This window comes from Blastomonas ursincola (assembly GCF_013607875.1).
Lineage (GTDB): Bacteria > Pseudomonadota > Alphaproteobacteria > Sphingomonadales > Sphingomonadaceae > Blastomonas > Blastomonas ursincola.
This window is the reverse complement of the sequence record NZ_VDES01000004.1, coordinates 115,870-138,640: the sequence shown is the minus strand read 5'-3', so window position 1 is coordinate 138,640 and position 22,771 is coordinate 115,870. Positions and strand designations below refer to the sequence as shown.

The 22,771-nt window shown below is 65.7% G+C and carries 22 protein-coding genes; 6 read left to right on the top strand and 16 right to left on the bottom strand.

Annotation, left to right across the window (positions count from 1 at the left end):
- Positions 1-22 precede the first annotated feature (22 nt).
- Complete coding sequence (locus FG486_RS17445; RefSeq protein ID WP_181268504.1) at positions 23-583, top strand: VOC family protein; 561 nt, start codon at positions 23-25, stop codon at positions 581-583.
- A 163-nt stretch (positions 584-746) separates the two neighbouring features.
- Here FG486_RS17445 and FG486_RS17440 read toward each other — a convergent pair whose 3' ends face one another.
- The 9 genes from FG486_RS17440 to FG486_RS17400 form a co-directional block, all read right to left on the bottom strand.
- The gene (locus tag FG486_RS17440) at positions 747-1,562 is read right to left on the bottom strand and encodes a helix-turn-helix transcriptional regulator (protein WP_241695890.1); all 816 of its coding nucleotides are present in this window, start codon (positions 1,560-1,562) and stop codon (positions 747-749) included.
- A gap of 128 nt (positions 1,563-1,690) precedes the next feature.
- On the bottom strand, positions 1,691-2,602 hold the full coding sequence (locus tag FG486_RS17435) for an SDR family oxidoreductase (RefSeq protein WP_181268503.1): 912 nt from the start codon (positions 2,600-2,602) through the stop codon (positions 1,691-1,693).
- Positions 2,603-2,675: 73 nt separating this feature from the next.
- Positions 2,676-3,884 carry an acyl-CoA dehydrogenase family protein gene (locus FG486_RS17430; RefSeq protein ID WP_181268502.1) on the bottom strand — a complete coding sequence of 403 codons (1,209 nt, stop codon included), beginning with the start codon at positions 3,882-3,884 and terminating at the stop codon, positions 2,676-2,678.
- Between the two features lie 3 nt (positions 3,885-3,887).
- Entirely contained in the window at positions 3,888-4,637 is a 750-nt protein-coding gene (locus FG486_RS17425; protein WP_181268501.1) for a ThuA domain-containing protein, read from the bottom strand.
- A 12-nt stretch (positions 4,638-4,649) separates the two neighbouring features.
- Positions 4,650-5,432 carry an SDR family NAD(P)-dependent oxidoreductase gene (locus tag FG486_RS17420; RefSeq protein ID WP_241695889.1) on the bottom strand — a complete coding sequence of 261 codons (783 nt, stop codon included), beginning with the start codon at positions 5,430-5,432 and terminating at the stop codon, positions 4,650-4,652.
- 3 nt (positions 5,433-5,435) lie between these two features.
- Positions 5,436-6,581: a thiolase family protein gene (locus tag FG486_RS17415; RefSeq protein WP_181268519.1), complete on the bottom strand. Its 1,146-nt coding sequence runs from the start codon at positions 6,579-6,581 to the stop codon at positions 5,436-5,438.
- 172 nt (positions 6,582-6,753) lie between these two features.
- Entirely contained in the window at positions 6,754-7,146 is a 393-nt protein-coding gene (locus FG486_RS17410) for a Zn-ribbon domain-containing OB-fold protein (RefSeq protein ID WP_338401636.1), read from the bottom strand.
- A complete protein-coding gene (locus FG486_RS17405) occupies positions 7,143-8,234 on the bottom strand; it encodes an acyl-CoA dehydrogenase family protein (protein WP_181268499.1) in 1,092 nt (363 codons plus the stop codon). Before FG486_RS17405 ends, FG486_RS17410 begins: the two co-directional genes overlap by 4 nt.
- Positions 8,231-9,469 (bottom strand): cytochrome P450, encoded by a 1,239-nt coding sequence (locus FG486_RS17400; protein WP_181268498.1) that lies wholly within the window; start codon positions 9,467-9,469, stop codon positions 8,231-8,233. The genes FG486_RS17405 and FG486_RS17400 overlap by 4 nt, the downstream gene beginning before the upstream one ends.
- A 169-nt stretch (positions 9,470-9,638) precedes the next feature.
- Here FG486_RS17400 and FG486_RS17395 point away from each other — a divergent pair, with 169 nt between their 5' ends.
- Entirely contained in the window at positions 9,639-9,884 is a 246-nt protein-coding gene (locus FG486_RS17395) for a type II toxin-antitoxin system ParD family antitoxin (protein WP_181268497.1), read from the top strand.
- Positions 9,885-10,190: a type II toxin-antitoxin system RelE/ParE family toxin gene (locus FG486_RS17390; protein ID WP_181268496.1), complete on the top strand. Its 306-nt coding sequence runs from the start codon at positions 9,885-9,887 to the stop codon at positions 10,188-10,190. It begins immediately after the preceding gene.
- Positions 10,191-10,205: 15 nt separating this feature from the next.
- On the opposite strand, the gene FG486_RS17385 is transcribed toward FG486_RS17390, so the two are convergent.
- From FG486_RS17385 to FG486_RS17355, 7 genes are all read right to left on the bottom strand, one after another.
- On the bottom strand, positions 10,206-10,928 hold the full coding sequence (locus FG486_RS17385; protein WP_066275939.1) for an SDR family NAD(P)-dependent oxidoreductase: 723 nt from the start codon (positions 10,926-10,928) through the stop codon (positions 10,206-10,208).
- A gap of 25 nt (positions 10,929-10,953) precedes the next feature.
- The gene (locus tag FG486_RS17380) at positions 10,954-11,715 is read right to left on the bottom strand and encodes a ThuA domain-containing protein (protein ID WP_206678413.1); all 762 of its coding nucleotides are present in this window, start codon (positions 11,713-11,715) and stop codon (positions 10,954-10,956) included.
- 2 nt (positions 11,716-11,717) lie between these two features.
- The gene (locus FG486_RS17375; protein ID WP_181268495.1) at positions 11,718-12,731 is read right to left on the bottom strand and encodes an NADP-dependent oxidoreductase; all 1,014 of its coding nucleotides are present in this window, start codon (positions 12,729-12,731) and stop codon (positions 11,718-11,720) included.
- 40 nt (positions 12,732-12,771) lie between these two features.
- Positions 12,772-13,524, bottom strand: a complete 753-nt coding sequence (locus FG486_RS17370; RefSeq protein ID WP_181268494.1) for an SDR family NAD(P)-dependent oxidoreductase — start codon at positions 13,522-13,524, stop codon at positions 12,772-12,774.
- Between the two features lie 199 nt (positions 13,525-13,723).
- Positions 13,724-14,488 (bottom strand): SDR family NAD(P)-dependent oxidoreductase, encoded by a 765-nt coding sequence (locus FG486_RS17365; protein WP_181268493.1) that lies wholly within the window; start codon positions 14,486-14,488, stop codon positions 13,724-13,726.
- A complete protein-coding gene (locus FG486_RS17360; RefSeq protein WP_066275921.1) occupies positions 14,485-14,796 on the bottom strand; it encodes a Rieske (2Fe-2S) protein in 312 nt (103 codons plus the stop codon). Before FG486_RS17360 ends, FG486_RS17365 begins: the two co-directional genes overlap by 4 nt.
- 187 nt (positions 14,797-14,983) lie before the next feature.
- On the bottom strand, positions 14,984-17,104 hold the full coding sequence (locus tag FG486_RS17355; protein WP_181268492.1) for a molybdopterin-containing oxidoreductase family protein: 2,121 nt from the start codon (positions 17,102-17,104) through the stop codon (positions 14,984-14,986).
- 214 nt (positions 17,105-17,318) lie between these two features.
- On the opposite strand from FG486_RS17355, the gene FG486_RS17350 reads away from it, so the two are divergent.
- From FG486_RS17350 to FG486_RS17340, 3 genes are all read left to right on the top strand, one after another.
- Entirely contained in the window at positions 17,319-19,634 is a 2,316-nt protein-coding gene (locus tag FG486_RS17350; protein ID WP_181268491.1) for a TonB-dependent receptor, read from the top strand.
- Between the two features lie 84 nt (positions 19,635-19,718).
- The gene (locus FG486_RS17345) at positions 19,719-21,179 is read left to right on the top strand and encodes a carotenoid oxygenase family protein (protein WP_181268490.1); all 1,461 of its coding nucleotides are present in this window, start codon (positions 19,719-19,721) and stop codon (positions 21,177-21,179) included.
- A 4-nt stretch (positions 21,180-21,183) separates the two neighbouring features.
- Positions 21,184-22,743: a long-chain-fatty-acid--CoA ligase gene (locus FG486_RS17340; protein ID WP_181268489.1), complete on the top strand. Its 1,560-nt coding sequence runs from the start codon at positions 21,184-21,186 to the stop codon at positions 22,741-22,743.
- Positions 22,744-22,771: the final 28 nt, after the last annotated feature.

The window sequence follows — 22,771 nt, the reverse complement described above, 5'->3', positions numbered from 1 at the left end:
TTTAGTGAGGGGAGGGAGTGCCATGCCTGCAGACACCGCCGCCACCATCGCCGCGATCGGCAAGCCGATGCAGATCGCCTTCGTGCCGGAGGATTTCGACGCGGCGCTCCGCCACTGGACCGAGAATATGGGCGTGGGACCGTTCTTCGTGATGGAACGGATTCGGCTCGAGGACGCGCGCTTCATGGGCGCGCCGTCCGACTGCACCTTCACCATCGCGCTGGCGCAATGGGGCGATGTGCAGGTGGAACTGATCCGGCAGGACAATGACGCCCCCTCGATCTATCGCGGCGATTACTGGCCCGGCGGGCAGGCGATGCACCATGTCTGCCTGCTCACCGACGATATTGCCTCGGCGCGTGCGACGGTCGAATCGCGCGGCGGGCTTGTGCTGGTGGAGGGCAAGGTGGGCGCGGACGGCGCGGTCATCTATGCCGATTGCGGCCCCGCCGAGACGCGGCCCAATGCCGGGGCGATCGTCGAGATATTGCAGCCGGCGAGCGGCAGCGAAGGGTTTTTCGCGATGATCGCAGAGGCGGCGAAGAGCTGGGACGGAAGCGATCCTGTGCGGGTGCTGGGGTGATGCCAGCTCTCTCCCCTTCAGGGGAGAGATACGCAGCCTTGCCAGCTTGCTGGCTAGGCGAAGTTGAGAGGGGGGGCGTAGCGCACAGCCCCTCTCTGCTGCGACTAGGCTGCAAAGCCGCCAAGTCTCGCGTCTCTCCCCTGAAGGGGAGAGAGCAACCGATTCAATCGCTCGCGCCCAGATAGCCCAGCTGCCCGGCCTTGAAGATCGTCTGGCTGCGGTTGACCGCGTCGAGCTTCTCGCCCGCACGGTGGATATGATAGCGGATGGTCGCGTGGCTGCGGTCGAGGATCATGCTGATCTCCTTGTCCGTCTTGCCGATCGCAGCCCAGCGCAGGCATTCGACCTCGCGCTTGGAGAGCATGCAATCCGCCGGCATCCGGCGCTTGGTGCGCATCACCATCACATAGCCCGCGATGAAGCGGCGGGTCATCGAGGCCATCAGGTCGGCATGCTTTTCGAACAGTTCGGACAGGTCGGTGAGCGACCGGTCCATCGGCGTGAAGCTGACCGCGGATATCTGGCCGAACGGCAGGTGCACCGGCACGACGATCGCGGCATGGACCAGCGAGCGCTTGCGGAAATCGGTCAGGTCCATTTCCTCGAGATATTCGTTGCGCCAGCGGCCGTACATGCCGGTCTCGTTGCACCAGAAGGGCTCGCTCTCGTAGCGGCAGGCGCGCGGCAGCGGCGAGTTGAGCGCGAGCCGCGTATCCTCCCACCAGCGTTCGCCATCGGCCATCCAGCCGAAGATCTCGCCGTTGATGATCGCGCCATCGGCATCGACCATCGGCTCCTTGGACGAGATGTCGTCGCACGCCGCGACGCGGAAGCCGCGCGCCTGTGCCATCTCGTGCAGCGCGATGGCAGCGTCGCGAATATCCTCGACCCGGCGGATCGTGACCCTCTGCGCCAGCGTGTTGAACGGGCTGTTGCGAGCCTCCAGATTCTCGCTGAATTTGGCATGTGTCTCGATCATGGTGTTCCCCTTGATTCGATCCGTCTCTCCTGCCGGCGAGACTAGGTGAGGATGCGGGCTAACGCTACGGATTGCGCGATCGGCCGACGCTTTTTGCGGCCAGTGTGACAAAAGGTCCGCACTGGTCCCTAACCTGTTGTTCGCGCTGCCTTGTCCTTGGCGTTCGCGCCGCGGATCATCGCCGCCATGTCCGCCCATTGCTGGTCGTCCATCCGCGAGAGGCTCTGGTAGAAATTGCCCGAATTGGCCTGATAGCCCGCGCCGTCGATGGCAATGGTCTGGCCGTTGATATAGTCCGCGCCGCGCCCCATCAGCAGCACCGCCAGGTTGGCCAGCTCGTGCATCTCGCCCACCCGGCCCATCGGGTTGCCGCGATCGGCATTCTGGCCCTGAAGCCCCTGACTATTGCCGGGCGACAGCCGCTCGGTCATCCCCTTGGTCGGGAAGGTGCCCGGCGCGATCGCGTTGAAGCGCAATCCGTAGCGCCCCCATTCGGTGGCGAGCGATTGCGTCATCACGTTGATCCCCGCCTTGGACATGGCCGAGGGCACGGTGAACGGCCCGCCGTTCCAAACCCAGGTGGTGAGGATCGCGAGGAAATTGCCCCGGATATTCTCCGCGATCATCCGCTTGCCGACATTGTGCGTGATGTAGAAGGTGCCGCGAAACACGATGTCCGAAATCGCGTTGAAGCCGTTGATGCTCAAGTCCTCGGTACGGCTGATGAAATTGCCCGCCGCGTTGTTGACCAGGCCCGTAAGCGGCCCGTGCTGCGCCCAGATCGCGGCCACCATCGCGTCGATCGACGCGGCGTCGCGGATATCGCAGACATGCGCGCCGACAGTGCCGCCATGCCGCGTCATCAGCTCGTCCGCCGTCGCTTCCAGCACCGCACCGCGCCGCCCGCAGATATGCACCTCGGCGCCGAGATACAGGAACGCTTCGGCCATCACCTTGCCCAGCCCCGTGCCGCCCCCGGTGACCAGGATGCGCTCGCCCTGCATCAGGCCGGGGCGGTACATGATCTGCGCGATGTCCATTCGGGGCTCTCCTGCTTCTTTTTGTCTGCACCCAGAACGGGGTCAGGCGAGTGTGGCACGCCTGGGTGCCGCCTCACAACCCCAGCACGGTCTTGGCGATGATGTTCTTCTGCACCTCGTCCGATCCGCCGAAGATCGTCCAGGCGCGCGAATTGAGATAGCGGCCGGCCGCCATCTGCGCCTCGATGCTGCCCACCGGCTCGGGCGCCTCGTTGCCGTAGAGCGGGCGCTCTGCGGGCAGTTGCAGCCCGGCAAGCCCGTGGATTTCCATCGCCAGCGTATCGAGCTCCTGCCGCAAGTTCGCGGAGAACAGCTTGACCAAAGAGGTCTGCGGACCCGGCGGGCGGCCCTTGGCGATCTCGGCCAGGATGCGCAGCTCGCTGATCTCGAACGCGCGCGCGCGCAGCCGCAGCGAGGCGAGCTTGCGCGAAATCTCGGTGTCATGGACCAGCGCGCCGTTGGTGCCGCTGGGCACGCGCGCGGCGGTGAGCGCGAGCTGGTCGATATCGGCGATCAGCTTGGGCGCGAAGCACGATCCGCCGCGCTCGTTCTCGAGCAGGAACTTGGCGATGGTCCAGCCCTGGCCCTCTTCGCCGATGCGGTTGCCGACATGGCTCCTGGCATCGTCGAGGAACACCTGATTGACCTCATGATCGCCCGCCATGGTGACGATGGGGGTGACGGTGACGCCCGGCTGGTCCATCGGCACCAGCAGAAAGGTGATGCCGCGCTGCGCCGACACGTCCGGGTCGGTGCGGACGAGGCAGAACATCCAGTTGGCGTAATGCGCGTGCGTGGTCCAGATCTTGGACCCGTTGATGCGGTAGGTATCGCGCTCGAGCACTGCGCGGGTCTTCAGGCTGGCCAGGTCCGATCCGGAGCCGGGCTCCGAATAGCCCTGGCACCAGTAATCCTCGGCCGAAAGGATGCGCGGCAGGAAGCGCGCCTTCTGTTCGGGCGTCCCGAAGCGGCAGATCACCGGGCCGACCAGCTTGAGCCCCAGCACCGCCAGCGCCGGGGCGCCCGCGAGTGCGCATTCCTTCTCGAAGATATAGCGCTGCACCGGGGTCCAGCCGGTGCCGCCGTCCTCGACGGGCCAGTGGATCGCGAGCCAGCCTTTCTCGTGCAGGATGCGCTGCCATTCGAGGCCGATATCGGGTTCGACGAACACGCCGGGGGTCCGCCTTGCGCCTTCGACCAGCCGCTCGTTCAGATGCGCTCTGAGGAAGCTGCGCACCTCGGCCTGGAAGGCAAGCTCTTCGGGGGTGAAGTCCATGTCCATGTGTCAGATTCCGCCATGTCCGGTCGCCCAGGCGATGCCGCGGCGCAACAGTTCGTAGTAAACGGGGTAATTCCACGCGCATTTTTCCGGGTGCGGATAGAAATCCTGCATGCCCGGCAGGTCATAATGGCCCCGGCAATGGCCGAGCGTATTGTACAATATCCCGCCCTGGCCGATCGCGCGGGTATAGATGACCGGCACCACGGTTTCGGGCCAGTGCGCATCGACAAAGCCGGTGGCCTCGCCCTCGAACCGGGTCTGCGCGAGCGTGCGGATGTCGCTCATCCGCTTCATCAGGTAGAGCTCGTCGACCACGTCGAAATCGCCTATTCCGCGCGTCACGTCGTGCTCTGTATCGACGATCTCGACGGTGAAGGGCGCGCCGATCGGCGGGTGCGCCTTGAACTGCGTACCCAGCATGTCCATCACGTCGGGCCGCTCTTCGGGGCTGTCGACCCCGGCATCGGTGAAGCGCAGGATCGAGTTGGTCCCGTGCAGCGCCAGCCAGCGCCCGCCAGCTTCCAGAAAGGCCCGGATCGCAGCAGCCTCGGCCTCGCTCGGCATCAGGTCGCAGGTATAGGTGATCAGGAACCGGCAGGCGGGTAGCCGCTCGGCCACGCCATGATAGTCGTGCGCCACGGTGGTGCGGACAAAGTCATGCTCGGCGAGCAGCTTCAGCACCTCCAGCCGCGCGAAGTCGATATCGTGATATTTGCCCGCCGCGACGAAATGCGCATCGATCCGTTGTGCCATACTGTCGCTCCCTCAGCTGCGGAAGTTTCCGCCGCCATCGACGGTGAAATCAACCCCGGTGGTGAAGCTCGCCTGATCGGAGAGCAGGAAGAGGATGGCATTGACCACCTCGTGCGCCTCGCCGACCCGGCCCATCGGGTGGTTGGCCGCGAACATGGCTTCGACCTCTTCATTGGTGCCGGGCAGCGCATCGAGATAGCGTTCGAACATCGGCGTGCGGATCGCGCCGGGATGCACGGTATTCGCGCGGATGGGCAGGCCCTTTTCGGCGCAATCGAGCGCGATGGTCTTGGTGAGCGCGGTCACCGCCGCCTTGGACGCGCAATAGGCCGCAAAGCCCGAACCGACGCGCAGCGCCAGCATCGACCCGATATTGACGATCGCCCCCGGCTCGTTCGCCGCCGCGATGGCGGGGATGGCGGCGCGGCAGCCGTTGAACGTGCCGTTCAGGTTGATGTCGATGGTGCGCTGCCAGCTGTCCAGATCGACATCGACCACCGCGCCTGGCTCCGAAATCCCGGCGACATTGACCAGATGCGTGAGCTTGCCGAAGGTCGCCTGCGCGGCCTGTACCGCCGCTTGCCATTGCTGGAGGTCGCGCACGTCGAGCGAGACCGCCATCGCGCGTTCGCCCAGCTCCGAGGCCAGCGCCTTGGCCTTGTCGAACTGCACGTCGGCGAGCACCACGCTGCCGCCCTCCTCGACGATCCGCCGCCCGGTCGCGCCGCCAATACCTTCCGCCCCGCCCGATACCAGCGCGACCTTGCCCTGCATCATTCCCTTAAGTGCGTTCATGGTTCAGCGCTCCAGTATCGCGACGGCGGACAGGCCCGGCGCGCCATAGACATGGCTGTACGCAGTCTTCGGCTGGCCCGGCACCTGCCGCGCACCGCCGCGTCCGCGCAGCTGCACGGTGTTCTCATAGACCTGGCGCAACCCCGATGCGCCGATCGGCTCGCCGCATGCGAGGCAGCCGCCATCGGTGTTGACCGGAAGCTGGCCGTTGAGTTCGGTGCGGCCTTCGGCGAACCACATCTCCTGCTCGCCATCCTTGCAGAAGCCATTCTCGGCCATGTGCATGATCTCCGCGCCCGATTCGGTGTCCTGCAGCTGCGCGACATCGATATCCTCGGGGCCTATCCCTGCCGCCTCGTATGCCGCCTGGCTCGCGAGTTCGGTCGGCTTGCCGCCGCGATCCACGCTGATCGCGGGCGCGAACACCTCGAACGATCCGGGCGGGCGGGTGCGCACCGCGATGCTGGCGATCCTGACCCCGTCCGCGCCCAGCTCGCGCGCCTTTTTCTCCGAGGCGATGATCAGCGCGACCGCGCCTTCGGCGGGCGAGCAGAACATGTATTTGGTCAGCGGATCGTTGACCATTGGCGCATTGAGGATCGTGTCGAGATCGACCGGCGAGCGCCGCCAGGCATGGTCGCACAGGGTGCCGTTGCGGAACGCCTTTTCCGCGACCTTGCCGAGCGTCGCGCGGCTGATGCCATGCAGCTGCATGTAGCGCTGGATCTTCAGCGCGAAGAACTGCGTGGTCAGCATCATCCCGGTCTCGCCATACCATTCGGGCAGGCCCCAGTCGCCGGGCCTGGCGTTGAATGCGCCGCGCGGGTGCTTGTCGAACCCGACCGCGAGCGCGACATCGCACTGGCCCGAGGCGACGGCATTGCGTGCAGAGGCGAGCGCGCTGCCCCCGGTCGCGCAGCCGTTCGACACGTTGATGAAGGGAAGGCCCGTCAGCCCCAACTCGTTGACCATGATATCGGCATTGCCCGCGGCCTCCGACCCGCCATAGGCGCATTCGATATCGGTCCATTCGAGCCCCGCATCGGCCAGCGCCTCGCGCACCGCGAACACGCCCTGATCGCGCCCCGACCGGCCATCGGTGCGGCCAAAGGGGTGTATGCCTGCGCCTATGATCTGGACCTGGGTCATGCTCATCTGTTCTCCCAACCAGCCCAAGCCCGTTTGTCCCGAGCCCCTCGGCTGGCTGGCAAGCCAGCCGCTCGGGATGAACTTCCCGGCCACGCCGGGAAGTCGAGGGACCTGATCTCGAACGGTTGGGTGACGTCCCTCGACACGCTCGGGAAAAACGGAGGGGGGCGCATCATCGAATTGGCCTGAACGCAAAAGTCGTGCGCCCCGGTGCGAACTCGGTCAGCACCAGCTCCATCGGCATGCCGAGGCTCAGGTCGCTCAGCGCCGCGCCCTCGATCCGCGTCTCGACAATCACCTCGCCGGGAAGCTCGACATAGCCGAGCAGGAAGGGCACGAAGTCCTCCGGCCCCGCATAAGGCGGCGACTTCGGGCGGAAATCCTGGCTGGTCCACGACCACAATGTGCCGGTGCGAGAGAGCGGTACCGGCACATAATGCTGCGCAGCATCGCCCCCGGGCATCGGGAAGACGATCTCGCCGGTCTGCGCATGGCGACCGCCGATCAGGCGCGGCTCGGCCTCGTCGGTCCACAGACCCTCGGCGACCGGAAGCGCGCCGCTCACGCTGCATCCCTTATCGCGACCTGCGCATAGGCATCGAGCCCGCTCGCCGGATCGCCCAGCCATTGCGACAGCAGCAGAACGCGCTTGTGCGCATGGCCGATCTCGAGCTCGTCGGTGGTGCCCATGCCGCCGTGCAGCTGCACCGCCTCGCGCCCGATGGCCAGCGCGGCTTCCGCGACCACCGCCTTCATCCCCGCAATGTCCTGCGGCGCTCCGGAGGTCACCGCCGCGATCAGCGCGCTCCTGGCCTGATCGACGCGCGCATAGGCTTCGACCATGCGGTGCTGGATCGCCTGGAAACGCCCGATCGGCTGGCCGAACTGCTCGCGCTGGCGGACATAGTTCAGCGTGTCGTCAAACAACCGCTGGGCGAGGCCTGCCATTTCGGCCGCTGCAACCAACCTTGCGGTGGCGAGCGCGGCCTCGACTTCCTCCCAATCGAGCGCCAGCCGTGCCTCGGCCGGGACCTCGCAGCCCAGCAGTCGCACTTCCGCTGCCTCATTGCCATCGACCACGCGATAGCTGCGGCGGTGCAAGCCGGGCGCATCGGCGGCGACCAGGAACAGCGCGGGTCCGCTCTCAGTCGCGGCGCTCACCAGCAGCCAGTCCGCTGCCATGCCACCCAGCACAAATGTTTTTTCGCCCTGCAGCACGAAGCCGCCGGCATTGGCCTTGGCGGTCGTGCTGCGCGGCAGCGTGGCATGCCGCCCCTCGGGCTCGAACAGCGCCAGCGCCGCAATCGCCTCGCCCGAGGCGAGCGCATCATTCAGCGCATGCCCCTGGGCAAGGCCCGATCCTGCCAGCAGCATCGGCAGAACCGCGTTTTCCAGCCAGTTGTCCGAAGAGATGCGCTGGCCGAAGCTTTCGCCCACCGCGACCAGATCGAGCAGGCTGCTGCCCAGCCCGCCCTTGTCCTCGGCCAGCGCCATCGCGGCCAGGCCCAGTTCGGCCATGGCCTGCCAGCGCGCACGGTCGATACCGCCGGGCGCCGCGCGCTGCGCCTTGCGCGCGGCAATGTCGCTGCTCTCGAGAAACCGCTCGACCGAGGCGCGATACAGCAGCTGGCTCTCGTCATAATCGAAATTCATGCGCGCTGCTCGAAACGGACGGGCACGGATACCGGGCCGCGCAGCATCATGTTGGGAGGATAGGCGATGGCCGCTTCGTCGGTCAGCGTAATGCCCGAAATGCGCGGCAGCAGCTCCTCGAACGCCACGGTCATTTCCTTGCGGCTGAGCATGTTGCCCACGCACATATGGATGCCGCGCCCGAAGGCGAGATGGGTGCGCGCATTGGCGCGATCGGCGAGGAAACGGTCCGGATCTTCATAGCGTTCGGGGTCGCGGTTGGCCGCAGCATAGCGCATCATCACCATTGCGCCCTTGGGCAGGGTCACGCCGCCCAGCTCGGCATCCGCCTTCATCACCCGCCAGATGCCCGACGATGCGCTGGCCAGCCGCAGCATTTCCTCGACCATATTGGGGATGATCTTCGGGTCGGCCTTGGCCTTGGCCAGCTCATCCGGATTGCGGGCGAGCAGGATGATGCCCTCGGCGAGCGTCGCGGTGGTCGTCTCGTTGCCCGCGACCAGCAGCTGCTGCACGATCGAGAGCAGCTCGCCATCGTCGAGCGGCCGCTCGCCATCGACCTCTGCATGGACAAGGTCGGACAGCAGATCGTCGGTCGGGTTGGCGCGGCGCAGGTCCATCTGCGCCTTGATCGCGTGCTGGAACTCGACCACCTCGCGCGCGCATTGCAGCTCGCGCTCCTTGGGGACCATGCCGCCCAGCCGGTCGACAAAGGCATCGGTCCAGCGCTTGATCGTTTCAGGCTCCTCGTGCGTCAGGCCGAGCTGTTCGGAGATCATCCGGATCGGCAGCGGCATGGCGAAATCGCGGACGAACTCGATCTCGTCCTTCTCCAGCATCTGCTCGATCAGATCGCGTGCGATCTCGCGGATATGTGCCTCCAGCTTGTTCACGCGCGGGGCGGAAAAGGCGAGGTTGACCAGCTTGCGAAAGCGCGTGTGCACCGGCGGATCGGCGGTCAGCAGCGTATCGACCTGCGGCCAGCCCTCGTCCAGGATCGCCTTGACCTCGGAGTCCTCGGACCGCGCGCCCGAAAGCACCGTCTGGAAATTGTTCGAGAACTCGTCCGTCCGCGATGTCGCCTCGCTGACGAGCTTGTGGCTCAGCACCAGATACAGGCCGGTTGCCTTGTCGTGATAGACCGGCTCGGTCGCCAGATGCTCCTGATAGAAGGCGAAGGGGCTGGTCAGCACATCGGGATGGAAAAAGCTCTTCTGCTCCGCCGCCACCGTCATGCCCTGCTCCCATGGTGCTGATTTGCCATGAAACCGTCATAGCCCGCTGCGGCGTCAGGCCGCGATACGCGAAAATGCTAGGGCAGGGCGTGCAAGCGGCAATAACCAAAATTGCGCAATTTGTGTTATCGTGATAGACCGTGGGTCGGTAATGGAAGGAATGACCGCGATGAACGTATCGATCGGCGAACGCTGGGAAGGCTATGTCGAGGCGCTGCTCAAGACCGGGCGCTATGCCTCGGCGAGCGAAGTGATCCGCGAAGGCCTGCGCCTGGTCGAAGAGCGCGAGACGAAGCTGGCGGCGCTGCGCGAGACGATCGAAACTTCGCTTGCACGCGGTGGCGAGAACACGGATGATGATGTGGATCGGCGCCTGGAAACAGTAGCGCAGGAGCTCAAGGCACAAGGATATTAGGTGCGGGTACTTATCTATCTTGACGCTGCGACAGACGATCTCGTCGAGATACTCAGGTATATCACCCTGGAGTCCCGCCATCTGCCTACGGGACTGCGCTTTGTCGAGAAACTGCGCGCCAGGTGCTCACATCTGGCTTCACTACCCGGAACGCTGGGATCGGATCGCAGCGACTTGGCACCTGGGCTGCGCAGCGTCGCCGCCCATGGGTATATCATCTTTTTCCGATATGGCGACGAGAGCGTGGAGATAGCCAACATCCTCCACGCCAGCCGCGATGTCGTCAGCCATTTCGACAAGGGCTGACGGCCGCTGTTCCGCTCAGCTGTGCGTCATCACGCCGCCATCGGCGATGATGCCCTGGCCGGTGATGAAGCGCGCGTCGTCGCTGGCGAGGAACGCGATGACATCGGCAATGTCCTCGGGCTGGCCCAATCGCTTGAGCGCCGATTTCTCGCGATAATATTCTGCCGCCGCGCCATTCTCCAGCATGCCGCGCGTCATGCCGGTGACGATGCAGCCGGGCTGCACGCAATTGACCGTGACGCCATAGGGGCCGAGCTCCATCGCCAGCGAGCGGGTGAAGCCCAGGATGGCGTGCTTGGACGCGGCATAGGCGCCGAGCCCCGCATCGCCATAGCGCGACAGGATCGATCCGGTGTTGATGACCCGGCCGGCGGAGGAGGCCTTGAGCAGCGAAAGGCACGCCTTGGCCAGCCGCGCGGGCGCGAGCAGGTTCACGTCCAGCCCGAACTGCCACTGATCGTCGGTCAGGTCTTCGAGCGTGCCCACCGGGCAGACGCCTGCATTGTTGACCAGGATGTCGAGCCCGCCGAGCTGGCTTTCCGCTGCGGCGGCGAGCAGCGCGATCGCCTGCGGATCGGCAAGGTTGGCGACATGGTTGAACGTGCCCGCCATGCCCTCGCCGCTGATGTCGCAGGCGAGCACCGTCGCGCCATCGGCGAGCAGCCGTGCCACCGTCGCCGCGCCGATTCCCGATGCAGCCCCCGTTACCAGCGCCTTGCGTCCCTTGAGCCTGCTCATGTCCGTGCCTCTCCCCAATATGCTCTCATGTAACGTAATCCAGGGCGTTGGCCAGCAATTGCCGCACGTGCGGATTGCCATAGGCGTCTCGCCCGTCGCCGAACTGCAGATAGACCAGCTGCCCCGCCGCGACCGGCTTCGCCCATGCCACCAAATTGTGACCCGGCGCATGCGGCCAGTCCGAATTGTCGAACATCCGCCCCGCCACGGCATGCGCGGCGGAATGGAAATTGTGCGCAGCAAATTCATGATCTGCCGCGATCAGCGGGGTGACGTCTTCGGCGAAAATCTCGGCGAGATAGAGCTCGTCGCACATCGCGAAACGGGCGGGCAGGCCGCGCGTGACGGGATGGTCCGCCAGCACCACCGCGTCATAATCGACATCGTGCCGATAGCCCGAATCGAGGCATTCGCGCCCGCGCAGCGTCTCGCGCCGATAGAGGAACTTGCCGCCCAGCATCTCCGCCCATTCGGGCCAGTCCGCCCATCCGGCCAGCGCATGGTGCAGCGCGACCGCGCCCCTGCCGCGCGCGAAATGCGCCTTGATCGCCGCAACGAACCCGGCGGAGGGGGGACGCGTCGCCACCGTCCCGTCGGCAAAGGTGAAGCCGGGCATGTCGTAGAACAGCAGCGCATCGGCCTGCTCCGCCGCGCCATCGGCGACCAGTGCCTCGGCCTCGGGATGGACCAGATGCTCGACCTGCCATCCGTGCAGACTGGCGAGCAGCGCCGCGAACGGCTCGGCCTCATAGGGATGGCCGCCCGACAGGACCAGCAGGTGCCGCACGCTCAGGCGATCTTCAGGATCATCTTGCCCTGGTTCGACCCCTCGAACAGCCGCAGGAAGGCGGGCAGCGCATTGTCCAGCCCCTCGTCGACATGCTCATCGACGATCAGCTTTCCGGCGGCAGCCCATTCGCCCATCTTCGCGCCGCCCTCGGCAAAGCGCGCGACATAATCGGCGACGAGCAGGCCCCGGATCGAAGCCCGGTGCACGATCAGCTGCCACAGGTTGCGCGCGCCGACAGGCTCTGGCGCGTTATACTCGCTGATCAGCCCGCACAGGCCGATGCGCGCGCCGTGCTTGAGGTTCATGAGGCCCGCATCGAGAATATCGCCGCCGACATTCTCGAAGATCACATCGACACCATCGGGCGCGACCGCGCGGATCGCGGCATCGAGCGCGCTCACATCCTTGCCGCGATAGTCGATGGCATGATCGAACCCATAGCGATCGGTCAGCCGCGCGCATTTTTCCGCGCCGCCCGCGATGCCGATCGCGGTGCAGCCCAGGATCTTGGCGATCTGCCCGACCAGCGATCCGACGGCTCCGGCGGCCCCGCTGACCAGCACGACATCGCCCGGCTTGGGTTCGCACACGTCGAGAAAGCCGAAATAGGCGGTCATTCCGACCGCGCCGAACAGCGAGAGATAGTTGGTCACCTGCGGCACCGCGTGCGGATCGATCGGCTGGGTGAACCCGCCCAAAGTGCCGACCGAATAGTCCTCGATCGCGTTCAGCCCCATCACCCATTGGCCCTTGGTGAAACCTTCCGCGCGGCTTTCCTCGACCACGCCGATGGTGGTCGCGCGCACCGGCGCACCGAGCGGGATCGGCGGCATGTAGCTGTCCGCATCGGACATCCAGCCGCGCTGCGCCGGATCGAGCGAGGCATAATGGTTGCGTATCAGGAACTGGCCCTCTTCCAGCACGGGCAGCGCGCTGGTTTCGAGCGCGAAGTCGTCGGCCACCGGCGTGCCATTGGGGCGGCGCTTGAGGATGAACTGGCGGTTGCTGGTCATGGAAATGCGTCTCCGTGAGAATGCAGGAAGATGAGGAAATTCAGTCCGCGCCGCGCCCGCCATCGACCAGCATCGCGGTGCCGGTGACCATGCGCGAGGCGGAGCAAGCGAGGAAGGTGGCTGCGCTGGCGATGTCCTCTGCCGTGCCGACGCGCTGCAACGCGTTGCCGTCCATCACGAACGCCTTCACCGCATCATTGTCGCCATAGGCGCCGGTGATCATCTCGGTATAGATCACGCCGGGGTTGAGCGAATTGACGCGGATCTTGGGGTCCATCTGCGCACCTTCCAATGCGGCGACCCGGCTGAAATGCGTCACCGCCGCCTTGGCCGCGCAATAGGCGGCGCAATCCTCGAGCCCGATCAGCCCGGCGAGCGAGGAGATGTTGACGATCGCGCCGGCGCTCCTGGTTTCGCGCATCATGCGAAAGCCGTATTTGGTGCCCAGCACCACGCTTTCGACATCGGCGGTCCACAGCTCGCGGAAATCCTCGAGCGTGGTCTCGGGCAGCGGCCTGGTGAAGAACGATCCGGCGGAATTGATCAGCGCGTCGACGGATGTGTGTTTGGCGGTCACCGTGTCGGCGAACGCGGACCAGTCGCTTTCCGATGTCACGTCGAAGCTGTGGAACTCGGCCGTGCCGCCCGCCGCCTCGACCTGGCGCACGGTCTCCGCGCCGCGCTGCGCATTGCGTCCGGTGGCGATAATGTGAAAGCCCGCCTTGGCCAGGCGGAGCGCAGTGGCACGCCCGATTCCCGAGGTCGCGCCGGTGACGATGGCGGTGCGGGTCATGCGTCGGTCTCCGCTTGAATATGACGCACAACAAGCCACCTCCGTTTGTCCCGAGCCCCTCGGCTGGCAGGCAAGCCAGCCGCTCGGGATGAACTTCCCGGCTCCGCCGGGAAGTCGAGGGACGTGATCGCCAACGTCTCGCATGCGTCCCTCGACACGCTCGGGACAAACGGATCTGGGTTCATGCCTGCTGCCAGCATCACGTCAGACTCCATCCGCCGTCGACCACCATCTGCGTCGCGGTCATGAACGAACTCTCCTCGCTGATCAGGAACAGGATGCTCTCGGCCATGTCCTCGGGCTCCTGCGGCACGCCGAGCGGCACGTCGGTCCAGTGCGCGGGATCGTCGAGCGCGCCCGGTGGCATCGCGCCTTCGAGCAATGGGGTGCGGGTGGGGCCGGGGCAGAGCGCGTTGACGCGGATCATGTCGCCCTTGCGGCCCAGTTCCACGCCGACTGCGCGCGCCATGTTGGCCATCGCCGCCTTGGCGACCGCATAGGCGGAAATCGCAGGTGCCGCGCAATTGGCCATGACCGACGCCGTGAGCACGATGCTGCCCGTCGCAGGCGTCCCGCACGCCTGCGCGCGCATCTGCGCCACCGCCTTTTGCAGGCCGATGAAGCTGCCTTCAACATGTACCTGGTTGAGTTTGCGGAAACGCGCGAGGTCGAGATCGATGATCGGCTCGTAATTGACGATCCCCGCATTGCTGACCAGCGCGTCGAGCCGCCCATGGTGATGCACCGCGGCGGTGATCGCATTGTCCCAGTCGTCGCTCGAGGTAACGTCGTGCTTCAGCCCGATGCACTGGCAATCGGCGGCGACGCCCTGGATGCGCTCGCCGTCCATATCGGTCGCGATCACTTTCGCCCCGCGCGCCGCCGCGAGCCGCGCGGTCGCCGCGCCGATGCCCGAGGCTGCGCCGGTGATCAGCACCACCTTGTCCTTCACATCGAATGTCATGCGTCGCTATCCAGTTCGATCATCCCGTCTCTCTCCCGCACCGGCCAGGTTCTTATGCCGCAATGGGCGGGCGGCCCTTTCGCGGCGCCCGTGGCGATCTCGAAGCGTGCGCCATGGTGCGGGCAGAGCACATGCCCGCGCCGCACGCGTGCGCCCTCCAGCGGCAGCAGCGCATGGCTGCACAGCCCGTCAAGCGCGTGGAGCGCGCCATCGGCGTCGCGCACGATCAGGAATGCTGCACCCTCATGCTGCACAAAGCGGCTGGTGCCGGGTGCAATATCGGTGGGAGTCAGGGGCGTGAAAGTCATCGTCCTTGTGATGTCCCGAAACTGCCTCAACTGCAATCCTCCCCGGGACGGGGAGGGGGACCGCGTAGCGGTGGAGGGGAGGCGTGGTCGTGCTTCTGTCGAGACGAAACTGGCATACCGCTTCCCCTCCGTCAGCCCTGCGGGCTGCCACCTCCCCCGCCGGGGGAGGATTTGAAAGGATGCCGCGTCAACCACGCAGCACCTTGACCGGGATCGCGCTTTGCAGCGCCTGGCCGGTAATCGGGTCATAGCCCGATGTCTCGCTGACCAGGCGGTTGGTCGAGCCCCCGCGCTGCGGCACCTCGTCCGGCCCGTAATCGGGGTCGCCATAGCCATGCGCCATCGAGATGACGCCTCGGCGCAGCGAAGCCGATGCCTTGGCCAGCGCATGCACCTCGCCGTGTGGCGAGGCGATGCGGATCATCTCGCCATCGGCCACGCCCAGCCCTGCCATATCGTCGGGATGGATATGCGCCGGGTTGGTGGTGCGCTTGGCCTTGAGCGCGGAAAGATGCCCGCCGGTCGAGTTGAACCGGTGGCGGCTGCGGCGCGAGATCAGCCGGAAGGGATAGCCCTGCGCCGCCGAATCCTCCCTGCCATAGCGGACCAGCTGCTGCGGCATCGCGCCCGCCGCCAGATCGAACCGCGCCTCGTGCCCCGCTTCCGCCGGTTCGACGATCGGATGCTTGTCATGATAGATGACCGGGCGGCCGTCGGGGCTGTCGGCATGCACCTGGCTGGGTGGCACGACGCAGCCGGCAACGGCAAGGTCGAGAAACGCCTCCTTGTCGGGGCAAGCATCCATCGGGCACGGCCCGCCCGCCAGCGGTAGCCCGGTGCCGAGCCGTTTCGCCAGCCCCCAGAGCATCTCGTATTCGTCGAGCAGGTCGCCTGGGCGCGGCAGGATCGCCTCGGTATAGCGGGCGTAAGGTATCTCGTACCACCATTCGGACAGCGACGAGATGTCGTCGCGCTCGAGGCTCATCAGCGGCGCTAGGATATAGTCCGACCGCCGCGCGGATACGCCCTGGCTGCGGATATCGACGCTGACGAACAGGTCGAGCGCCTCTATCGCGCGCGCCATCTTGTCCTGATCGGGAAAGGCGAGCATCGGGTTGCCGCCGATCGAGATCAGCGCCCTGATCTGGCCGGGCCCGGGGGTGAGGATCTCGTCCGCCAGCACGTTGCACGGCATTTCGAACATCAGGTGCGTCAGGCCCCGGAAGCGCGAGGCAGGATAGCCCTCGCCCCAGAGCTTCATCGGCGGATTGACCTGCGCGCGGCGCGGCGTGACCGGCGTGAAGATGCGCGGGATCGAGCTCTTCTCTCCCTCGCGGCAGAAGCGCCCGCACAATATGTTGAGGCTGCTCACCAGATATTGCGTCAGCGTGCCGTTGCCCGCCATTTCCGGACCCGTGCCGGTGCTGGCCGAACCTTTGGTGCCGCCCGCAAACATCCGCGCGGCGGCCACCAGATCGGCCTCGCTGACACCGGCACGCGCGGCGGCGACGGCGGGCGAAAATCCCGACACGGCTTGCTTGAGCTCGGCAAGGCCATCGACATGCGCTTGCACGAACGCCTCGTCGTACAGCCGTTCCTCCAGGATGACGTGGATCATGCCCGCCAGCAATGCCGGGTCCTCGCCGGGCTTCACCGGCAGATGGATATGCGCGAGCGCCGCGACATCGCTCTCGCGCGGATCGGCGACGATGAGCTTGAGGCCATTTGCTATGGCATCGCGCAACCGGCGCGAGGGCGAGAAGGGCGGAAGGCCGCCCGGCGGGCCGTAATGCGAGACGATCGGATTGTTGCCGATGAAAAAGGCGACATCGGCCTCGCCGAACACATGCCCGCCGCCCGACCAGCTGCCATATTGCGCGGCGGTATAGACTTTCGCGGGCTGGTCGAGCGTGACGCTGGTGTAGAAATGCCGGGTGCCCAGCCCCTGCGCAAAGGCCATGGCCGAGGCTACCCCGGCGCTGTTCTGGAAGCTGTAGGTGCCCGCATAAATGGCGACGCTGTCCGGCCCATGCTCCTCGATCAGCGGCTTCAGCCGGGCGGCAATCTCGTCGAGCGCTGTCTGGGTGGCGATCGGCTCGAAGCCATGTGCGCCTTTCTTCTGCGAGGACAGCAGGCGCTCGGGATGATGGTGCGCTTCGGGCAATTGGCGACCCTTGATGCAGGTATAGCCGCCGAACACCGGGTCCTCGGCATCGCCCGACACGCGCACGACGCGGTCCCCCTCGGTCTCGACCAGGATCGCGCAATTGGCGTGGCAGAACCGGCAGAAGCTGCGCTGGACGGGCATGATCGAACCTCCCTTGGACACAGGCGTGCGGGCCGCGCGACAGGGCGCAGCATAGGGCCGGAAGCCCGGCCTCATGCTCGCTACCCTAAAGCTTGCCGTAGGGTCCGCGACTGTCACTTTTGACACTTGAGGCATTGTCGGCCCCGGATCATTTTCGCGCAGCATAGGAAAAGGTGTGGGCCAGAAAGGCCGCAGCATTGAGGGGAGGTTTGTGATGAGGGTGTCCACCTATCTGTCGGCATCAACCTTCGCATTGGGGCTCGCGATGCTCGCGGCGCCCCAGGCGGCCATGGCGCAGGAGGCCTCCGATCAGGCGGCCAGCGCCGAGCAGGCGGAGGAGGGGGGCCTTCGCACCATCGTCGTCACCGCGCAGCGCCGCGAGGAATCGCTCCAGGCAGTCCCGGTCGCCGTGTCCGCCATCGATTCCCAGGCGCTCGCGACCGGCGCGGTGGACGATCTGCGCGACTTTGCCGGGCGCGTTCCCGGGCTGGTTGTCGATCCGGTCAATGCCGGCCCTTCGGCTGCCGCGATCGCGATCCGCGGCATCAGCTTCGAGGATATCGAAAAATCGTTCGACCCGGCGGTCGGCGTGGTGGTCGATGATGTGTTCATCGGCACCAATACCGGCCAGCTGCTCGACGCGTTCGACCTCGAATCGATCGAGATCCTGCGCGGACCGCAGGGCACCCTGTTCGGCCGCAACACCATCGGTGGCGTGATCAACGTACGGCGCAGCAAGCCGACCGGCGAATGGGGCGTGCGTGCCTCGATCGGCTATGCCGAATATAACACCGTGCGCGGCCGACTGGTCGTCAACACCCCGATGATCGGCGACTTTCTCGCGTTCAAGGGCTTCTTCTTCTACGACAATACCGACGGCTATCTGCGCAACGTGACGCAGGGCAACCGGCGCACCAACGAATATGAGGTGTGGACCGCAGGCGTCACCGCGCTGATCACGCCGACCGACGATATCGAGGCGGTGATCACCTATGAGCATATGGAGGAAGATGGCGAAGTCGCGACTGCGAGCGTCTCGAACGACCGCGACCTGATCTGTCTTCAGGTGCCGGTGCCGGGCGTCGGCTTGGTCCGCGCCTTCCAGATCCCGAACAACCAGTGCAACCGCACGCCCACCAACAGCAAGCTGCTCTATCAGGTGTTCGGCAACATCCAGACCCCGGTGCGCAACAAGACCGATGCGATTAGCGGCACGATCAACATCGAGCTTGGGGATTTCACGCTCACCTCCGTCACCGGCTGGCGCAAGAACAACGAAAGCGTGCGGCAGGATTTCGACTCGGCGTCGATCAACTTCTTCGATACGCTGCGCATCCAGCGCTACGAGCAGTTCAGCCAGGAAATCCGCTTTGCCGGTGACGTCACCGACTGGATGGATATCGTGCTGGGCGCCTATTATTTCGACAGCCAGTACACGCTGCGCCAGACCTCGTTCTTCGGCTTTCTGGGCCCCGGTGCCAGCGCCTTCCAGCTTTCGGTCGGCGACTCCAAATCCTATGCCGGTTTTGCCGATGCGCGGTTCAAGCTCTCGGACAATCTGACCTTTGGCGTCGGCGGCCGCTACACCAAGGATGAAAAGGCGCTGGTAACCAATTTCGCGCTCAGCCCCACCGGCGCCTGCCCGGTCGGTTTTGCCGGTATCGTCGCCGCCAATTGCCGCGGTTCGGAAGATTTCGGCGAATTCACCTATCGTGCCAGCCTCGACTATCAGTTCGATGGCGGACAGCTGGTCTATGCCAGCTATTCGCGCGGCTTCCGCTCGGGTGGCTTCAACGGTCGCGCCGCGACGCCGACCGCGATCGGCCCCTATCAGCCCGAAATCGTCGATGCCTATGAAATCGGCCTGAAGGCGGACTGGCTCGACCGCCGGTTGCGCACCAATATCGCGATCTTCCAGACCGATTATTCGGACAAGCAGGAAGAGCTGGTGCGCGCGACGCAAGCGCCCTTCAACGCGATCCAGGCGCAGGAAACTATCGTCGAGAACGCCGCTTCGGCGCGGATCAAGGGTGTCGAGCTCGAGATCGTCGCGCTGCCTTCGGACGACCTGGCGTTCAACTTCTCCGCGACGTATCTGGATGCCAACTACCAGAATTTCGTGCGCGGCGGCGTGGACGTGTCCGATCTCGACCTGCGGCGTGCGCCCAAATATGCTTGGTCGGCCGGGTTCGATTACACCCGGCCCATGGGCGATGGCGAGGTCCGCTGGAGCACCATCTTCCGCTATGTCGACAAGTACACGACCTGCATCGTCGCCGATCCCGCGCTGCAGGCGCAGGGCATCATTACCAACGACCGCCGCTGCGAAGCCTCGGAGCGCGAGATCCTCGATTCGACCCTGTCGTACAAGCACGATTTCGGCGGCGCGCAGGCGACGTTTAGCGTGTTCGGTCGCAATATTCTCGACAATCGCGGGCTTTCGAGCACGTTGCCGGTGGCAGGCCTGTTCGCCTTTGCCGGTGTCCGCCCGCCGCGGCAATTCGGCGCGGAACTGATGCTGGAATTCTGATAGCCTCTTGCTGGCCCGCCGTCCTTTGCATCGGGGCGGCGGGCCTTTCCTTGCAACGCCCAACGGGATCGCAAAAGCTTAGACATGGCCAAGCCCTTTCCCCCGCATCCGTTCCTGCACGGGCACCATGCCCCGAACCGCTTCGAGGCCGATGCGCCCGATCTGGTGATCGAGGGCGAGATTCCCGATGATCTGGCCGGGGTCTTCTACCGCAACGGGCCCGAACCGCTGCACCCGACGCGCGGCGACGAATATCACTGGTTCGACGGCGACGGCATGGTCTATGGCTTCTTTATCGAGAATGGCCGCGTCGCGATGCGCAACCGCTGGGTCCGGACCGAGAAGTTCGAGCTGGAACGGGCAGCGGGGGAGCGGCTGTTCGGGGTGTTCGGCAATCCGATGACCGCCGATCCCTCGGTGCAGGGCAGGCGTTACAATACCGCGAACACCAACATTATCGTGCATGGCGGCAAGCTGCTCGCGCTGATGGAAGGCGCGCCGCCGGTGGAGATGCATCCGCGCGACCTCAGCACCATCGGCGAGGAGCATTATGGTGGGACGATCTCCACGACCTTTTCCGCGCATCCCAAGCTGGACCATGCCACCGGCGAGCTGATCAATATCGGTGCGATGATCAACGGGCCGATGGGCGCGGCGGAAATCCGCTATGACATTATCGACCGCACCGGGGCGCTGACGCACAGTGAGATCATTCCCGTGCCCCACATGAGCCTGATGCACACGTTCTTCGTCACCGAGAACTGGGTGGTGTTTCCGGTACTGCCGATCGACACCGATCTCGGCCGCTTCATGCGCGGCGGGCCGATGACCGCCTGGGTCAACGATCGCCCGTCGAAGCTCGCGGTGATGCCGCGCCGGGGCAGTGCCAGTGACGTGCGCTGGTTCGAATACGAGCCGCGCCACATGTTCCACGAACTCAATGTCTGGGAAGAGGATGGCAGGATCATCGCTGATGTCGCCGCCGCCAACGGCACCGCATTGTTCCCCGACGAGACCGGGGTGCGCGCGACGCATGCCGGCACGCGCCAGAGCCTGCGCCGCTGGACGTTCGACCTCCAGGCGAACACCGACATGCTGCGCGAGGAGGTGATCAACGAGCGCGACCTGCAATTCCCGCGTCCCGACGACCGGCTGATGACGCGGCGGACGCGCCAGGCCTTTGCCAATATCAACCTCGAATCGCGTGATGCCCGGGCCGAGGGGCTAGATGCGGTGCTTCGTTTCGATACGCAAACCGGCGCGGAGGACATCTATCATTTCGGAAAGGGTTCAGCTGCCGGCGAACTGATCTTCGCGCCGCGCCTCGGGGCCAAGACGGGGCCGGAGGGCGAAGCCGACGGCTATGCGATGACGCTGGTCCACCGCGCTAATGCGCCGGGCAGCGAGCTTGCGATCTTCCACGCGCTCGACATCGCCTCGGGCCCGATCGCGCGGGTGCACGTGCCGTTCCGCGTGCCGAGCGGATTCCACTGCAATTTCTACCCCGCCGATGGCGATCTCTACGCCCAGGCGATGGCACGCTGACGCGATGAGCATGATCGCCGACATGGTGGCGCGTGGCGCGGCCACGACCCCGGACAAGACCGCACTGATCCAGGGCGATGCAGGCCTGAGCTATTCGGAGCTGCACAATCTGACCTGCCGCTGCGTCGCCGCGCTCAAGGCCAGCGGCATCGGCAAGGGCGACCGGGTGGCGTTTCTCGGCCTCAACCATGTCGACTATGTCATCCTGCTGATCGCGGCGCTGCGCATCGGCGCGGTGACGGTGGCGGTCAACTGGCGGCTGGTCCCGCGCGAGATCGCCTATATCGTCCAGGACGCGGGCGCGCGCCTCCTGCTGACGCAATCGGCGGTGCTGGACAATGCGCTGGCGGTGCGCGCCGAGGCCGGGCTCGAGACGATCCTGCTTAGCGATGGCGAATTCGAGGGACGGCCCGCTTTTCGCGCCTGGGTACAGGGCTTTGCGCCGGATGACAGCGTCGCAGCGCTGGAACCGGCGGACGTCGCGGTGCAGCTCTACACCTCGGGCACCACCGGCCATCCCAAGGGGGCATTGCTCACGCACGGCAGCCTCACCGCATCGCTCAGCCAGGGCCGCAAGATCGGCGAGGACTGGGCGGCCTGGTGGCCGAGCGACGTGTCGCTGGTGGCGATGCCGCTCTTCCATATCGGCGGCACCGCCTGGGTGATGCAGACGCTGAACGGCGGCGGTACCGGTGTCATCCTGGCCCAGCCCGAGGTCGCCGCGATCATCGCCACGGTGCAGCGCCATGGCATCACCAAGATGTTCGCGGTGCCCGCCGTGCTCAACATGATCCTCAACCATCCCGATGCGGTGGATGCGGACTTTTCCTCGATGCGCGTGCTGCCTTATGGGGCCTCGCCGATCCCGCTCGACGTGCTCAGCCGGTCGATGCAGATGTTCCCCAACGCGCAGTTCGTGCAGATGTACGGCGCGACCGAGACCAGCGGGACGATCGTCTATCTGCCGCCCGAGGACCATGATGTCGCGGGCACGCCCCGGATGAAGGGCTGCGGCAAGCCCTTTCCCGATGTCGAATTGCGCATCGTCGGCGAGGACGGGCAGGACCGCGCGCCGGGCGAGGTCGGCGAGGTCTGGGTGCGCGCGCCGCTGGTGATGGCGGGCTATCACAATCTGCCCGAGGCCAATGCCAGCGCCTTTGTCCAGGGCTGGTACCGCACCGGCGACGCGGCCTATCGCGACGAAGACGGCTATCTGTACCTCTACGACCGGGTGAAGGACATGATCGTTTCAGGGGGAGAGAATATCTATCCCGCCGAGGTCGAGAACGCGCTGCACCACCACCCCGCGGTGCGTGACTGCGCGGTGATCGGCGTGCCCGATGCGCGCTGGGGCGAGGCGGTGAAGGCGATCGTCGTGCTGCACGCGGGCGAGGGCGTCAGCGCCGACGATCTCATCGCCTTCGCGCGCACGCAGATCGCGGGGTTCAAATGCCCCAAGAGCGTGGATTTCGTCGACGAACTGCCGCGCAACCCTTCGGGCAAGGTGCTCAAGAAGGAATTGCGCAAGCTCTACTGGCAGGAGGGCGAGCGGCAGATCGGGTAACGTCTCCTAGTCATCCCCTCCCGTTTGT

What these genes read in the sequence shown, in the direction of transcription:
- FG486_RS17435 (WP_181268503.1), bottom strand. Translation starts at nt 2,602, where the DNA reads ATGGACATCGCGCAGATCATGTACCGCCCCGGCCTGATGCAGGGCGAG.
- FG486_RS17430 (WP_181268502.1), bottom strand. Translation starts at nt 3,884, where the DNA reads ATGGACATGGACTTCACCCCCGAAGAGCTTGCCTTCCAGGCCGAGGTG.
- FG486_RS17375 (WP_181268495.1), bottom strand. Translation starts at nt 12,731, where the DNA reads ATGACCAGCAACCGCCAGTTCATCCTCAAGCGCCGCCCCAATGGCACG.
- FG486_RS17365 (WP_181268493.1), bottom strand. Translation starts at nt 14,488, where the DNA reads ATGACATTCGATGTGAAGGACAAGGTGGTGCTGATCACCGGCGCAGCC.
- FG486_RS17360 (WP_066275921.1), bottom strand. Translation starts at nt 14,796, where the DNA reads ATGACTTTCACGCCCCTGACTCCCACCGATATTGCACCCGGCACCAGC.
- FG486_RS17345 (WP_181268490.1), top strand. Translation starts at nt 19,719, where the DNA reads ATGGCCAAGCCCTTTCCCCCGCATCCGTTCCTGCACGGGCACCATGCC.
- FG486_RS17400 (WP_181268498.1), bottom strand. Translation starts at nt 9,469, where the DNA reads ATGACGGTGGCGGCGGAGCAGAAGAGCTTTTTCCATCCCGATGTGCTG.
- FG486_RS17420 (WP_241695889.1), bottom strand. Translation starts at nt 5,432, where the DNA reads ATGAACGCACTTAAGGGAATGATGCAGGGCAAGGTCGCGCTGGTATCG.
- FG486_RS17340 (WP_181268489.1), top strand. Translation starts at nt 21,184, where the DNA reads ATGAGCATGATCGCCGACATGGTGGCGCGTGGCGCGGCCACGACCCCG.
- FG486_RS17395 (WP_181268497.1), top strand. Translation starts at nt 9,639, where the DNA reads ATGAACGTATCGATCGGCGAACGCTGGGAAGGCTATGTCGAGGCGCTG.
- FG486_RS17415 (WP_181268519.1), bottom strand. Translation starts at nt 6,581, where the DNA reads ATGACCCAGGTCCAGATCATAGGCGCAGGCATACACCCCTTTGGCCGC.
- FG486_RS17405 (WP_181268499.1), bottom strand. Translation starts at nt 8,234, where the DNA reads ATGAATTTCGATTATGACGAGAGCCAGCTGCTGTATCGCGCCTCGGTC.
- FG486_RS17385 (WP_066275939.1), bottom strand. Translation starts at nt 10,928, where the DNA reads ATGAGCAGGCTCAAGGGACGCAAGGCGCTGGTAACGGGGGCTGCATCG.
- FG486_RS17355 (WP_181268492.1), bottom strand. Translation starts at nt 17,104, where the DNA reads ATGCCCGTCCAGCGCAGCTTCTGCCGGTTCTGCCACGCCAATTGCGCG.
- FG486_RS17350 (WP_181268491.1), top strand. Translation starts at nt 17,319, where the DNA reads ATGAGGGTGTCCACCTATCTGTCGGCATCAACCTTCGCATTGGGGCTC.
- FG486_RS17440 (WP_241695890.1), bottom strand. Translation starts at nt 1,562, where the DNA reads ATGATCGAGACACATGCCAAATTCAGCGAGAATCTGGAGGCTCGCAAC.
- FG486_RS17425 (WP_181268501.1), bottom strand. Translation starts at nt 4,637, where the DNA reads ATGGCACAACGGATCGATGCGCATTTCGTCGCGGCGGGCAAATATCAC.
- FG486_RS17445 (WP_181268504.1), top strand. Translation starts at nt 23, where the DNA reads ATGCCTGCAGACACCGCCGCCACCATCGCCGCGATCGGCAAGCCGATG.
- FG486_RS17370 (WP_181268494.1), bottom strand. Translation starts at nt 13,524, where the DNA reads ATGACCCGCACCGCCATCGTCACCGGCGCGACCTCGGGAATCGGGCGT.